Source organism: Brevibacterium spongiae, assembly GCF_026168515.1.
Classification (GTDB): domain Bacteria; phylum Actinomycetota; class Actinomycetes; order Actinomycetales; family Brevibacteriaceae; genus Brevibacterium; species Brevibacterium spongiae.
The window spans coordinates 1995836-2008880 of the sequence record NZ_CP093443.1; the positions used below are offsets into that span (position 1 = coordinate 1995836).

Annotated in this window: 12 protein-coding genes, 1 other RNA gene and 1 pseudogene; 7 read left to right on the forward strand and 7 right to left on the reverse strand. The window is 64.5% G+C overall.

What is annotated here, in order from left to right:
* Nucleotides 1-79 precede the first annotated feature (79 nt).
* A complete protein-coding gene (locus L1F31_RS09065) occupies nt 80-1468 on the reverse strand; it encodes a uracil-xanthine permease family protein (RefSeq protein ID WP_265420305.1) in 1389 nt (462 codons plus the stop codon).
* A 229-nt stretch (nt 1469-1697) separates the two neighbouring features.
* On the opposite strand from L1F31_RS09065, the gene bioB reads away from it, so the two are divergent.
* Complete coding sequence (bioB, locus tag L1F31_RS09070; RefSeq protein ID WP_265420306.1) at nt 1698-2792, forward strand: biotin synthase BioB; 1095 nt, start codon at nt 1698-1700, stop codon at nt 2790-2792.
* A 35-nt stretch (nt 2793-2827) separates the two neighbouring features.
* Here the strand turns inward: bioB and L1F31_RS09075 are convergent, their stop codons facing one another.
* On the reverse strand, nt 2828-4369 hold the full coding sequence (locus tag L1F31_RS09075; protein ID WP_265420307.1) for a fatty acyl-CoA synthetase: 1542 nt from the start codon (nt 4367-4369) through the stop codon (nt 2828-2830).
* Between the two features lie 104 nt (nt 4370-4473).
* Between L1F31_RS09075 and L1F31_RS09080 the strand changes: the two genes are divergently transcribed.
* Both L1F31_RS09080 and L1F31_RS09085 read left to right on the forward strand, forming a co-directional pair.
* Nucleotides 4474-5328, forward strand: coding sequence for a Nif3-like dinuclear metal center hexameric protein (locus L1F31_RS09080; RefSeq protein ID WP_265420308.1), 855 nt, complete (start codon nt 4474-4476; stop codon nt 5326-5328).
* Between the two features lie 14 nt (nt 5329-5342).
* Nucleotides 5343-6071: a CT398-like coiled coil hairpin domain-containing protein gene (locus L1F31_RS09085; RefSeq protein ID WP_265420309.1), complete on the forward strand. Its 729-nt coding sequence runs from the start codon at nt 5343-5345 to the stop codon at nt 6069-6071.
* 7 nt (nt 6072-6078) lie between these two features.
* On the opposite strand, the gene L1F31_RS09090 is transcribed toward L1F31_RS09085, so the two are convergent.
* Nucleotides 6079-6855: a YaaA family protein gene (locus L1F31_RS09090; protein WP_265420310.1), complete on the reverse strand. Its 777-nt coding sequence runs from the start codon at nt 6853-6855 to the stop codon at nt 6079-6081.
* Nucleotides 6856-6996: 141 nt separating this feature from the next.
* Here L1F31_RS09090 and rnpB point away from each other — a divergent pair.
* Nucleotides 6997-7362, forward strand: an RNA gene (rnpB, locus tag L1F31_RS09095) — RNase P RNA component class A.
* A 36-nt stretch (nt 7363-7398) separates the two neighbouring features.
* Here rnpB and L1F31_RS18975 read toward each other — a convergent pair.
* From L1F31_RS18975 to map, 3 genes and pseudogenes are all read right to left on the reverse strand, one after another.
* A complete protein-coding gene (locus L1F31_RS18975) occupies nt 7399-7788 on the reverse strand; it encodes a hypothetical protein (protein ID WP_346732508.1) in 390 nt (129 codons plus the stop codon).
* 61 nt (nt 7789-7849) lie between these two features.
* Nucleotides 7850-8239: pseudogene (locus tag L1F31_RS18980) on the reverse strand (ROK family protein); the annotation flags it as partial.
* Nucleotides 8229-9137, reverse strand: a complete 909-nt coding sequence (map, locus tag L1F31_RS09105) for a type I methionyl aminopeptidase (protein WP_265420311.1) — start codon at nt 9135-9137, stop codon at nt 8229-8231. The gene map and the pseudogene L1F31_RS18980, both read right to left, overlap by 11 nt.
* A gap of 125 nt (nt 9138-9262) precedes the next feature.
* Here map and L1F31_RS09110 point away from each other — a divergent pair, with 125 nt between their 5' ends.
* Nucleotides 9263-9997 (forward strand): FadR/GntR family transcriptional regulator, encoded by a 735-nt coding sequence (locus L1F31_RS09110; RefSeq protein ID WP_265420312.1) that lies wholly within the window; start codon nt 9263-9265, stop codon nt 9995-9997.
* Nucleotides 9998-10056: 59 nt separating this feature from the next.
* On the opposite strand, the gene ald is transcribed toward L1F31_RS09110, so the two are convergent.
* Nucleotides 10057-11175 (reverse strand): alanine dehydrogenase, encoded by a 1119-nt coding sequence (gene ald / locus L1F31_RS09115; RefSeq protein ID WP_265420313.1) that lies wholly within the window; start codon nt 11173-11175, stop codon nt 10057-10059.
* Nucleotides 11176-11473: 298 nt separating this feature from the next.
* On the opposite strand from ald, the gene L1F31_RS09120 reads away from it, so the two are divergent.
* Nucleotides 11474-11677: a hypothetical protein gene (locus L1F31_RS09120; RefSeq protein ID WP_265420314.1), complete on the forward strand. Its 204-nt coding sequence runs from the start codon at nt 11474-11476 to the stop codon at nt 11675-11677.
* 4 nt (nt 11678-11681) lie between these two features.
* Nucleotides 11682-13040, forward strand: coding sequence for a type I glutamate--ammonia ligase (glnA, locus tag L1F31_RS09125; protein ID WP_265420315.1), 1359 nt, complete (start codon nt 11682-11684; stop codon nt 13038-13040).
* The last annotated feature ends 5 nt before the right edge of the window (nt 13041-13045 follow it).

The following is a 13045-nucleotide window of genomic DNA, read 5'->3' on the forward strand; positions in this document are numbered from 1 at the left end:
GAGAAGTGCCGCAACATCGCTCATGCGAGGTTGCGGCACTTTCTGCATCTCCGGCTCTCGATCGCAGCGCCTGCGATCCCTATTCGGTTCGGGGTTGTGACCGATCCGCCGCCTCGGCGAAGTTCTGTGCCAGGGCATCGGGGTCGGTGCCGCGCCACCGGCCGATCGCCTTCATCACCTGAAAGACGATGATCGCCGAGGCGGTGCCCAGTGCGATTCCCTCGAACTGCAGTCCGCCCGGGGTCCAGGTGAAGTTCGCGATGGCAACGATGAGGGACACCGCTGCGGTGTTGAGGTTGATCGGATTGGAGAAATCGACCTTGTTCTCCACCCAGATCCGTACGCCGAGCATGCCGATCATCCCGTAGAGCACGGTCGCCGCACCGCCGAGGACTCCCGGAGGAATGGTGGCGATGATCTCGCCGAACTTCGGCAGCATACTGAGGATGAGTGCGATGATCGCCGCGCACAGATAGGCGGCGGTGGAGAAGATCCGCGTCGCGGCCATGACTCCGATGTTCTCGGCATACGTCGTGGTCCCGGAGCCGCCGCCCGAGCCGGCGAGGATGGTGGAGAAGCCGTCGGCGAAGAGCGTTCGGCCGGTGAGGGAATCCAGATCCCGGCCGGTCATCGCGGCCACAGATTTCACGTGCCCGATGTTCTCGGCGATGAGCACGAGGACGACGGGCAGGAAGAGACCGAGGTATCCGAGGTCGAAAGCGGGGGCGTGGAAGGCGGGCAGTCCCACCCAGTCGGCCTTCGTCACCGTGGAGAAGTCGAGCTGTCCCTGCAGTCCTGCCGCGGCATAGCCGACGAGCACGCCGATGAGGATGGAGAGTCTGCCGATCATGCCGCGGAACAGGACCGTGGTGAGCAGGATCGCGGCGATGGTGATGACGGCTGTCAGCGGTGCTGCCTGCACCCAGTCCCAGGCGGCGGGGGCGAGGTTGAGGCCGATGAGGGCGACGATGGCTCCGGTCACGACCGGCGGCATCGTCACTTCGATCCACCGCACCCCGACGAAGTGGACGACGATTCCGACGAGAGCGAGCGTGACTCCCACGGAGATGATGCCGCCCTGCGCCAGTGCCATCGCGTGAGAGTCGAGGTCCTCCCCGGCGGTCGCCGAGAACCCGGTGACCGCGCCGATCGGGGCGAGCAGACCGAATGAGGATCCGAGATACGAGGGCATCATGCCCTTCGTGATGAGCAGAAAGAGCAGAGTTCCGATTGCGGTGAAGAAGAGCGTCGTCGACGGAGGGAACCCGGTGAGCAGCGGGACGAGGAATGTCGCTCCGAACATCGCCACCACATGCTGTGCGCCGATGCTGATGGTCCGCGGCCAGCTCAGTCGCTCTTCCGGCAGCACGCGCTCACCGGGTCCGATCGTGCGTCCATCGCCGTACAGGCGCCATCCGCGCTGTCGTTCCGATCCTTGCCGAGTGTTCGCCTGCTGCGAGTCCGCCATTGCGCTCCCTGTTCCGTGCCGATCGCCCGAGTGCGGAACACAGTTCTGATCCGCCGGAAGAATTCTATGCGCAGAAGCACGGGCCCCGTCACTTCGGCACGGCACTCGGAGCGGCGAACGGGTGGGGCGGATCACCTCTCTGCTAGTGTATTGAACACTGTTCAGGATATGTGACCAGGACAGACTCCATGCCAGGATTCCTTCCATCGACGCAAAGGACCACTCGACGATGACCATGACACCCGATCAGCTTGCCGACTCGATCCTCGACGGGCGAGAGATCACCGAGGCCGAAGCGCTTGCCCTGCTGGCGACGCCCGATGCCGAACTCCTCGACCTCGTCAGCGCCGGATCCCGACTGCGTCGCCGGCACTTCGGAATGACGATCAAACTCAACTACCTCGTGAACCTCAAATCGGGAATGTGCCCGGAAAGCTGCACGTACTGCTCCCAGTCGCTGGGCTCGAAGGCCGAGATCCTCAAATACTCCTGGCTGAGCACCGAGGAGGCGATGGATCAGGCGAGCATGGGAATCGGCGGGGGAGCCTCCCGCGTCTGCCTGGTGGCCAGCGGCCGCGGACCCAGCCGCCGAGACGTCGGCAGGGTCGGTGAGATCGTCGAGAGGCTGAAAGGCGAGAATCCCGAGGTCGAGGTCTGCGCGTGCCTGGGCATCCTCAAGGACGGACAGGCCGAAGCCCTCAAAGAGGCAGGAGCGGACGCCTACAACCACAACATCAACACGGCGGAATCCTTCCACGACAACATCGTCAAGACCCACTCTTACGAGGATCGGACGAACACCGTAGAACTCGCCAAATCCGCCGGCCTCTCACCCTGCAGCGGACTCATCGTCGGACTGGGGGAGAGCGACGAGCAGATCATCGAAGCGCTCTTCGCGCTGAGGGGCCTCGACTCCGAATCCATCCCGATCAACTTCCTCGTGCCCTTCGACGGCACCCCGCTCGAGGGCCGATGGAACCTCACCCCGACACAGTGCATGAAGATCGTCGCCACGGCACGATTCGTCTGCCCTGACCGGGAGATCCGTCTGGCCGGCGGGCGGGAGATCCACCTCAAGTCGCTGCAGCCGATGGCTCTGCACCTGGCCAATTCGATCTTCCTCGGCGACTACCTCACCGCCGAGGGCCAGGCAGCAGCCGACGACCTCGCGATGATCCGCGACAACGGGTTCACGATCCTCGGCCAGGACGAGTCCGCAGTCCGGAGCGAGGACACGGACACGCCGACCGCCGAGGATGCCGACCACAGCGATCCCGTCATCCGCAGGCGCGGAGCGGGCACCACGCAGGTCGCCAACGTCTGAAATCGACGGACTGTGAGCTGCGCGGAAGCTGCGTCTCAGGCGTCCCGGAGGCTGCGCTTGAGGATCTTGCCGGCAGAGTTCTTCGGCAGCTCGGCCACGAACTCCACGCGCTTGGGAACCTTGAAGCCTGCCAGTCGGTCCTTCACATGGGCGATGACCGCCTCGGCGCTCAGTTCCGATTGGTCGTCCTTGAGGACGACGAAGGCGGTGATCGCTTCGATCCACTTCTCATCGGCCACCCCGACCACGGCCACTTCGGCGACGGCGGGGAGCTCGAAGATCGCATCTTCGACCTGACGGCTGGCCACCAGGACGCCGCCGGTGTTGATGACATCCTTGACCCGGTCGACGACCTCGATGAAGCCCTCGTCATCGACTTTCACGAGATCGCCGGAATGAAACCAGCCGTTGTCGAAGGCTTCGGCCGTGGCCTCTGCACGGTTCCAATAGCCTTCGCACAGCTGCGGCGAGCGGTAGAGGATCTCGCCTTCCGCGCCGGGGCCCACGTCCGCTCCGCTCGGGTCGACGACCCGGGTCTCGACGAACATGACGGGCCGTCCGGCGGATCCCGGGTGGCTGTCGTGCTCCTCCGGGCGGAGCACCGTGCACAGCGGTCCGAGTTCCGATTGGCCGAAGCAGTTGTAGAACCCGAGCTCGGGCAGGCGTGTCCGCAGCCTCTCGAGGATGGGCCCGGGCATGATCGAGGCGCCGTAGTAGGCCCGGCGGAGACTGTCGAGGTTGCGGGTCTCCAGGTCGGGGCTGTTGGCCAAGGCGACCCATACCGTAGGTGCGGCGAAGAAGGTGCTGATCTCGCGCTCTTCGAAGATCGCCAGCAGCTCATCGGGCACCGGTGCCGGAACGATGATGTTGAAGGCCCCGACGGACAGCAGGGGGATGAGGAAGACGTGCATCTGGGCCGAATGGTAGAGCGGGAGCGCATGGACGCAGCGGTCGTCGGAGGTGAAGTCCAACGCCAGCAGCGCCGAGAGGTACTCGTGCAGCAGCGCCCGGTGGGTCATCACGGCTCCCTTGGGCGCCGAGGTGGTGCCGGAGGTGTAGAGCAGCTGTGCGATATCCGTGTCGGTGACGGAGAATTCGTCCTCACCGACCGGGGCGATGTCGGCCGCGGTGGCGACGGGGACGAGCGCGGTGAAGTCGATGACCTGAGCTCGTTCGCCGGTCGGCACGGTCGTTACGGCCTCGAGCAGATCGGTGTCGGCGAAGACGATCTCCGCTCCGGCGTTGCTGAGGATGTAGTCGAGCTCATCGTTCTTCAGCTGATAGTTCACCGGCACATGGATGGCTCCCATGCGTGCGCAGGCGAGGTAGAGGAAGACGTAGAGGTCGGAGTTCTTCCCGTATGCCGCGATGCGGTCGCCCTTCCGCGCGCCGAGGCGCACCAATTCCCGGGCCACGGCCGTGACGGCAGCGTCGAGTTGAGAATAGGTCCACGTCCTATCCGCGAATTCGATCGCCGTGTCCTTGGGGAAGCGACCCGCGCTGCGGCGGATGAGATCGGAGATCGTCGAGCTGTTGCTGATGGCGGGAGAGACGGCCGCGGTATCTGAGACTGACATGGCACCAATATATGAGCGCAAGCACCGGAACGTGAACTGGATCTCAGTTTCGAGCCCCTGCGTTCAGTGAGTTCACAGTCTCGGGAATGTAATAGTGTGGAGCCATGAGACATCCGAAGGTGAGTGACTGCGTCGACGTCTTCGATTCGCTGTGGCCGCCGGCACTGGCCGAGTCGTGGGACACGGTGGGATTGGCCGTCGGAGATCCCGATGCGGAGGTGCGCTCGATCCTCCTCGCGCTCGACCCGATGGACGCAGTCATCGCCGAGGCGGTGGTGCTCGAAGCCGATCTCGTGTTCAACCACCATCCCCTCATGCTCAAACCTGTGAAGTCGGTCAACGCCGCAACCCTCAAGGGCGGAGCCGTGCACACGCTCATCAGCAACGACATCGCCCTGTTCAACGCGCATACGAATGCCGACTCCGCCCGAGGCGGTGTCTCCGATGTGCTCATCTCTCTGCTCGGCATCACCGATTCTCAGCCGCTGACGCCTCATGTCTCCGGCCCCGCACCGGATCCCGAGCTTGCGTCCACGGGCATCGGGCGTGTCGGGGATCTGCCCGCACCGACCGCAGTACGCGACCTGGCGCGACAGCTTTCGCAGAAGCTGCCGCGCACCACCACGGGCGTGCGCATCGCCGGTGATCCGGCGGCGATGGTGACCCGTGTCGCCGTGTGCGGCGGTGCGGGCGACTCCCTCTTCGACGCCGTCAGGTCCCACGGAGCCGAGGTCTATGTGACTGCGGATCTGCGCCACCATCCCGCGACCGAGGCACTGGATACGGCGAACCGGCGGGAAGGCGGACTCGAACTCATCGACGTCTCCCACTGGGCGTCGGAGACAGTGTGGCTCGCTGCCGCGGCCGATGCTCTGGAAGCGGAGTTCGCCGCACGCGGCTTCACTGTCTCCCTGCAGCATTCGGCCGTCAACACCGACCCCTGGGTCGAACGCTTCTGACGAGGAGAACGACGATGCTCATCACCGACGCTCAGCGCACCGCGCTTGAGACCCTCATCGAACTCACCGCTCAAGGCAGAGCGCTGCGCCACGAACACGAGAACCCGAAGCGCGCCGCCGAACTGCAGGAGCTCGTGCGCAAGCACAAAGAGCTCGGCGATGAGCGGACGCAGGCGAGCGAAGTGGTCGAGACGCACCGAGCGACGATCGCAGAGACGAATGCGCTCATCGAGGCGCAGAAGATGAAGATCGAGAAGAAGACGGTCGAACTCAACGACGGGACCGGGCTGACCAGCCGAGATCTGGTGAACCTGCAGGATGAGATCGCCGGCCATGAGACCCGCGTCGCCGAGCTCGAGGAGAACGAACTCGAGGAGATGGAACGGCTCGAGGCCGCCGAGTCAGGGCTGTCCGCCATCGACGACAGGCTCGCGGAAGTCACGGCGGCCGGGCGTGAGGCACAGACGGCGGTCAAGGACCGCAAAGCCGAGCTGAACGGACTCCTCGAGCAGAACGAGGCTGCGGCGCGTGAACCGCGGGCGGCGCTGCCGCAGCAGGTGGTGACGGCCTTCGACGCGAATGTGCGCCAGGGAGGGCCGGGGGCCGCACTGCTCACGGGTCCGAACTGTCAGGCCTGCGGACAGGAGATCGGCGGAGCCGCATGGCATGCGATGCTCGGCGCCGATGTGAATGAGACCTACGAATGCGAAGAGTGCGAGGCGGTGCTGCTGCGACGCAGCTGAGCATCACTCAGTCGCGGACAACGATCGTCAGAGCCGCAGGCTTCGACGCGGTGGGCGCGGTGAACTCGACCTCATAGAGCTCTTCGGCACGCGCCACCAGCTCGTCCATCGCCTGCGGCAGCGGGCGTTCATCGGCGAGAAGTCGACCGGCGAACTGGCCGCGGTAGAACTTCGCCCAATGGGAGACGACCCGACGTTTCCCGTCCTTGTCGGTCACGGCACCCATGAGCACGACCTGCTCATTCGGTCCCGGCCACGCGGCTCGGTAATCGCTCGAACGGCAGTCGAGGGCCACCTCGGCGGGTTCGAGGTTGCTGGACTTCGCGAGGATCGGCTTCCAGAACGAGGTGAGCCGTCCCAGCGTTCCCAGCTCGGTCTTCATCGCCAGTCGGTAGGCGGGGATGACGTCGAGTCCGTTCACCCGGCCGAAGAGGGCCGAATAGACCTGCACCTGCCGCAGACGCTCCTGCAGCGACTCATCGGTCGCAGCCGCAGCGACGAGGTCACGTGCGCCCATCGCCTCATAGAGGACCCCGGAGTAGGTGAGCAGCGCGGGTGCACAGGGAATCGTGTCGAGCACGGTGTTGCGTTCGACGTCCTCGGCCAACGACTTCCCGACGCCGAGACGCTCGAGCGCATCCCGACGCTTCGAGGTCTTCTGCAGAGCCGCGAGCACACGCTTGCGTTTGGCGGTGAGATCCGGCGCCGACAGACCATCGAGGTCGATAATCGGTCCGGATGCGGCCGGCGTCTTGCCCTCGGAGGGCGGCAGGAGGATCTTCACCACTCCATCGTAGGAGCAGCCTCCGGAGCCATCGTGCGGTGCCTCGAATGACCTTCGTCACGTTTGTCCGCGCGTGAGTGTGCTGCGGGCGGGCGGGGTGCGTCGCAGCGATGTGCGCACGCTAGAATTGACTGCTTGAGGACAGGTCACCAGACGGTCGCGGCCCCATTCGGGGCTGAGGAACGTCCGGGCTCCACAGAGCAGGGATGGTGGGTAACACCCACCCGGGGCAACCCGCGGGCCAGTGCAACAGAAAGCAGACCGCCCGACTCCGGTCGGGTAAGGGTGAAACGGTGGTGTAAGAGACCACCAGAGTGTCGGGTGACCGACACTGCTGGGTAAACCCCATCCGGAGCAAGATCAGACAGACAGCGTTCGAGGCTGCTCGCCGAGCTGTCGGGTGGATTGCTTGAGGCCGGTGGCAACATCGGTCCCAGATAGATGGCCGTCAGGCGAGAAGGGCAACCGACTCGTCGACAGAACCCGGCGTATCGGTGGCCTGTCCTCAACCATGACCCGCCGCCGATGAGGACCGGCTCCAGCTCATGACTTGCTGCGTTTGACCTTCGCCCGTCCGTCGTTGACCGCGATCATCGCCGCCCCGACGATTCCCGCGTTGTTGAACAGCTTCGCCGGTTTGAGCTTCGCACGGGTGGAGATGAGCGGCAGGAACTTCTCATGTGACTTCGACACGCCGCCGCCGACGATGATGATGTCCGGTGCCACCAGCAGCTCCAACTGCGAGTAGTACTGCTGCAGGCGAGCCGCCCATTCGGGGTAGGACAGTCCCAGGCGGGTCTTGACCGACTCGGCCGCCTGCGTCTCCGCGTCTGCCCCGTTCATCTCGATATGTCCGAGCTCCGTATACGGCACGAGGCGTCCCTGCGTGAATAGGGCAGTGCCGATGCCCGTGCCCAGTGTGGTCAGCAGCACGGTCTTCTTGGCTGCGCCCGGCCCCGAAGATCATCTCGGCCAGTCCGGCAGCATCCGCATCGTTGAGGAAGTACACCTTCCTGCCCGTGCGTTCGCCGATGACCTCATCGATGTGCGAACCGACCCAGCTCTGGTCGAGATTCGCTGTGTAGTCGACACGGCCGTCGCGGATGACCCCGGGGAACCCGCAGCCCACGGGAAGCGAATCGAGATCGGCACGATCGATGACGAGTTCGAGGTCAAGGGCGCGCTGAGTGAGATCGTCGAGCAGCCCGGCGATCGCCTCGGCCACCGCGCTCGGGGTGCCCGGCTTCGGTGTGAGGGTGCGTATGCGTTTGAACGGCAGCTTCCCGGTCACGGTGTCGACGAGTGCTGCTTTGATCCCGGTCCCGCCGATGTCGATGCCGATAGCGAATCGATGGGCCGCCTCGGTGCTCATCTCAGTCGACATGGCTCACCGGTCCGGAGGCGATGGCGGTGTCCGCATCGGGGAGGGTGAGGATATCGGTTCCGGTGTCGGTGACGACGAGGGTGTGTTCGAACTGGGCCGAGCGTTTCCGATCCCTCGTCACCACCGTCCAGGCGTCGTCCCACACATCCCAGTCGATCGTGCCGAGGTTGAGCATCGGCTCGATCGTGAAGATCATGCCCGGTTCGATGGTCTCCGCGTGCGCTGGCGCGGCATCGTAGTGGGGGATGATGAGTCCGGAGTGGAACTCGCGACCGACGCCGTGTCCGCTGTAGTCGCGGACGACGCCGTAGTCGAAGCGCTTCGCATACTTTTCGATGACGCGTCCGACGATGTTGATCTCGCGTCCCGGTTTGACGGCCTTGATGCCGCGCATCATCGCCTCGTAGGTGCGTTCGATGAGCAGGCGCGACTCCTCGTCGACGTCGCCGGCGGTGAACGTGTAGTTCGTGTCGCCGTGCATGCCCTGGTAGTACGCGGTGATGTCGACGTTGACGATGTCCCCGTCCTCGATGACGGTCGAATCGGGAATGCCGTGGCAGATGACCTCGTTGACCGAGGTGCACACGGACTTCGGGAAACCGCGATAGCCCAGCGTCGACGGGTACGCACCGTGATCGCACATGTATTCGTGGGCGACGGCGTCGATGTCATCGGTCGTGATCCCGGGGACGATCATCTCCCCGACAGCGGCCAGAGCGTTGGCGGCGATCCGGCCGGCCGCCCGGACGATCTCGATCTCTTCGGCATTGTAGAAGTTGTTTCCGCGTCCTTCGTTCGCGTCGGCGCGTCCGACGTACTCAGGGCGGGCGATGGTCTTCGGCACTGCCCGCTCGGGGGAGATGGTGCCGGGAGTGAGGAGGCGCGTGTGAGCAGTCATGATGGTTTCGATTCTATGGTGGCAGCCGGACTTTGTCCCACTTCATGCGCGCCTGTCGCTGGTTCGGACGGACTGCGGGCGCGATTAGAATCGACACAGGCGTGACGAGGACAGAGGGAGGAAAAGTGAGCGAGGAGACGACGTCCGGGAGCCATGAGTTCTCCGGCCTCGGCGAAGTGGTGAGCCTGACGAGCGCACCCCAGCAGATCGCCGATCACATCCTCTCCGGCATCGCCGTCGGTGCTCTGCCGGAAGGCACACTGCTGCCGGGTGAGCGGACCTTGGCCGCCGATCTGCAGGTCTCACGCTCGAGTGTGCGTGCCGCGCTGCTGCGCCTCGAACGCCTCGGTGTCGTCGAACGTCGCCGTGGACGCGGGGGAGGGACCTTCGTGAAGAACGCCCGCCCCGAGACGCTGGCCCCGATGGCCGGCCGGATCGACGAATTCCATGCCGAGCGGCGCAATCTGCTCGATGCCCGCGCGGTGTTTCAGAATACGTTGGCCGCGACTGCGGCCCGTCGCCGCTCCGAGTCGGAACTTGCCGAGCTGCGCGAGCTGGCGCAGATCTATTCGCAGCGCGCCGAGGCGGCCGCCGCCCGGACCGCGGATGCGCAGTTCCATTTCGCGATCGCCCGGGCCGGACACAACCCGGAACTCGTGCGGATGGCCATCGACATCGATACGAAGATCAACGCCGGGTTCCGGCACGACCCGTTCTCGGCCGAACTCTTCGACCATGCCGTGGCCGACCATGCCGCAATCGTCGAGGCGATCGCCGAGGGGGACGCGCACAAAGCCGGTCAGCTGTGTGAGGACCACTTCCGGTCGACCACCATCGTCCGCCCTCCCCGCACTACCTGACGGGGCCCCAGCAACCTGGCGCCAGGTTGTTGGGGACCCGTCAGGTAGCAATTATGGGGTCAGTTGGCGAGTGCGTGCTCCACGGAGACGGCTTCGAGGCCGAACGCCTCGGCGACGTTGTCGTTCGTGACATGACCGTTGTGGATGTTGAGACCACGCGCCAGCGCCGCATCACTCGACAGCGCCTTGTGCCACCCCTGATCGGCGATCTTCACCGCGAACGGCAGAGTCGCGTTCGTCAGCGCCGCGGTCGCGGTGTTCGGCACGGCTCCCGGCATGTTCGCCACGCAGTAGTACACCGAGTTGTGGACGGTGAAAGTCGGATCATCGTGCGTCGTCGGCCGTGAGTTCTCGAAGCAGCCTCCCTGGTCGATGGCGATATCGACGAGGACCGAGCCCGGCTTCATCCCCGCGACCATCTCATCGGTGACGAGCTTCGGCGCCTTCTTGCCGGGGATGAGCACCGAGCCGATGACGAGGTCGGCCGTGGCCAGGGCCTTGGTGATCTCGTACTTGTTCGATACCTTCGTCCCGATCGCACCGGCGAAGGTCTCATCGATCTGGCGCAGCCGCGGGATGTTGATGTCGATGACCTCGACGGTCGCTCCCAGGCCGAGAGCCATCCGGGCGGCATTCGTGCCGGCGACACCGGCACCGATGACGACGACGTTTGCGCGTTCGACGCCGGGGACTCCGGAGAGCAGGATTCCGCGACCGCCGTTGGCCTTGAGCAGGCTGTGGGCTCCGACTTGGGTCGACAGCCGTCCGGCGATCTCACTCATCGGGGCCAGCAGCGGCAGGCCGCCGCCATCGGGCTGGACGGTCTCATAGGCGATGGCCGTGGTGCCGGCTTCCATGAGGGCCTTGGTCAGCGCCTCATCGGCGGCCAGATGCAGGTAGGTGAAGAGGACGAGGTCCTTGCGCAGGTATCCGTATTCCTGCTCGATCGGTTCCTTGACCTTGAGCACGAGGTCTCCTGCGGCCCATGTGGAGGGGGCATCGGCTGCGATCTTCGCTCCGGCCTCCTGGTATTCCGCATCGGTGATGAAGGAGCCTTCACCGGCTCCCGCCTGCACGGTGACCTCGTGGCCGTGGGCGACGAGCTCGTGCACGCCGGCAGCGGTGATGGCGACTCGGAACTCGTTGTTCTTGACCTCGGTGGGCACTGAAATGCGCATTGTGTGTCCTTCTCTCATGATTGTGCGCCGCTGGGGCGAAGGCGCCCGACTTCGACGTCGGTCAACATTGATTCAACTGTATTCCTTAGAAGGTTTGGGGAGCAAACCTTTAAACCTGTTTTCGTGTTGCGAAATGCGGAATCAGTGCATTTCGGTGCCAGTTGACGCTGAAATCATGATTCCAGCCCGGTGTGTGAGGGCACGACCTCTTCCAATGCGGGGTGCTCCTCTCAACGCGTGTCGAAACGGTAAGCTGACAGTGTCAAGACAGAACCCCGCTGAGGAGAGAAGGCTCGCCATGGGACTCTATGAAGATATCGACGATCCCGATTCGAAGTACTACTTCAATATCGAGACGAACACCGTCGAAAAGGGTCTGGTCAGCGACTGGACGCACCGGATGGGCCCGTACGAGACGGAAGAGGTCGCACGCGCCGCCCTGGAGAAAGCCCGCGAGCGCAGCCAGAAGTGGGACGAAGACGACGAGAAGTGGAACGGCTGATCGGATGTCACGTCAGGAGGAATTCGTTCTCAGGACCGTCGAGGATCGTGAAGTGCGATTCATCCGGCTCTGGTTCACCGATGTCCTCGGGCAGCTGAAGTCCGTGGCCATCGTGCCGGCCGAACTCGAAGGCGCCTTCTCCGAGGGCATCGGCTTCGACGGCTCGGCGGTCGAGGGGCTCTCCCGGGTCTACGAGGCCGATATGGTCCTCAAGCCCGACCCTTCGACCTTCTCCCTGCTGCCCTGGCGCGGGGAGACGGAGCCCACTGGGCGCATGTTCTGCGATATCCATGTGCCCGGGGGAGAACCGGCACCGGCGGATCCGCGCAATGTCCTCAAACGCACTCTGGCGAAGGCCGCCGAACGCGGCTTCACCTTCTATGTGCACCCTGAGATCGAGTTCTACCTGTTCAAGACCGACAACCTCGACCCGGTCACCGGCATCAGCGACGGGACCGCGCCGATGCCCGTCGACACCGCAGGCTACTTCGACCACGTCAACGGCGGCACCGCCAACGACTTCCGTCGCGAAGCGGTGACAATGCTCGAAGCCATGGGACTGTCGGTGGAGTTCTCCCACCACGAGGCGGGTCCCGGGCAGAATGAGATCGACCTGCGCTACGCGGACGCACTGACCATGGCCGACAATGTGATGACGTTCCGGTCGGTGATCAAGGAAGTCGCGATCTCCCAGGGTGTCTATGCGTCGTTCATGCCCAAGCCCCTCTCGGCGCACCCGGGCAACGGCATGCACACCCACGTGTCGCTGTTCGAAGGGGAGAACAACGCCTTCTTCGAACCGGGTGCGGAATACCAGCTGTCGAAGACCGGCCGCCAGTTCATCGCGGGTCTGCTCACCCACGCCGCAGAGATCTCGGCGGTGACGAACCAGCATGTGAATTCGTACAAACGACTGTGGACGGGTCACGAAGCACCCTCATACATCTCCTGGGGGCATCGCAATCGTTCAGCTCTCGTACGGGTGCCGCAGTACAACTCCGGAAAGTCCTCGTCGGCGCGAGTGGAATACCGCGCCATGGACTCGTCGGCGAACCCGTACCTGTCCTACGCCCTCATGCTCGCCGCCGGGCTCAAAGGCGTCGAGGAAGGCTATGAACTTCCCGAGGAGGCCGAGGACAATGTCTGGCAGCTCTCGGACACCGAGCGCCGGGCGATGGGCATCGAAGCGCTGCCGCACAGTCTGTCCCATGCCCTGGAGATCATGGAGGACTCGGACCTCGTGGCCGAGACCCTCGGTGAAGAGGTCTTCGACTTCTTCCTGCGCAACAAGCGTCAGGAATGGAACGACTACCGCGCCCAGGTGACTCCCTACGAGCTCGCCAAACACTTCACCTCGATGTGAGCCCG

Excerpts from the sequence above, each read along its gene's own strand:
- L1F31_RS09065 (WP_265420305.1), bottom strand. The coding sequence starts at position 1,468 with ATGGCGGACTCGCAGCAGGCGAACACTCGGCAAGGATCGGAACGACAG.
- bioB (WP_265420306.1), top strand. The coding sequence starts at position 1,698 with ATGACCATGACACCCGATCAGCTTGCCGACTCGATCCTCGACGGGCGA.
- L1F31_RS09075 (WP_265420307.1), bottom strand. The coding sequence starts at position 4,369 with ATGTCAGTCTCAGATACCGCGGCCGTCTCTCCCGCCATCAGCAACAGC.
- L1F31_RS09080 (WP_265420308.1), top strand. The coding sequence starts at position 4,474 with ATGAGACATCCGAAGGTGAGTGACTGCGTCGACGTCTTCGATTCGCTG.
- L1F31_RS09085 (WP_265420309.1), top strand. The coding sequence starts at position 5,343 with ATGCTCATCACCGACGCTCAGCGCACCGCGCTTGAGACCCTCATCGAA.
- map (WP_265420311.1), bottom strand. The coding sequence starts at position 9,137 with ATGACTGCTCACACGCGCCTCCTCACTCCCGGCACCATCTCCCCCGAG.
- ald (WP_265420313.1), bottom strand. The coding sequence starts at position 11,175 with ATGCGCATTTCAGTGCCCACCGAGGTCAAGAACAACGAGTTCCGAGTC.
- L1F31_RS09120 (WP_265420314.1), top strand. The coding sequence starts at position 11,474 with ATGGGACTCTATGAAGATATCGACGATCCCGATTCGAAGTACTACTTC.
- glnA (WP_265420315.1), top strand. The coding sequence starts at position 11,682 with ATGTCACGTCAGGAGGAATTCGTTCTCAGGACCGTCGAGGATCGTGAA.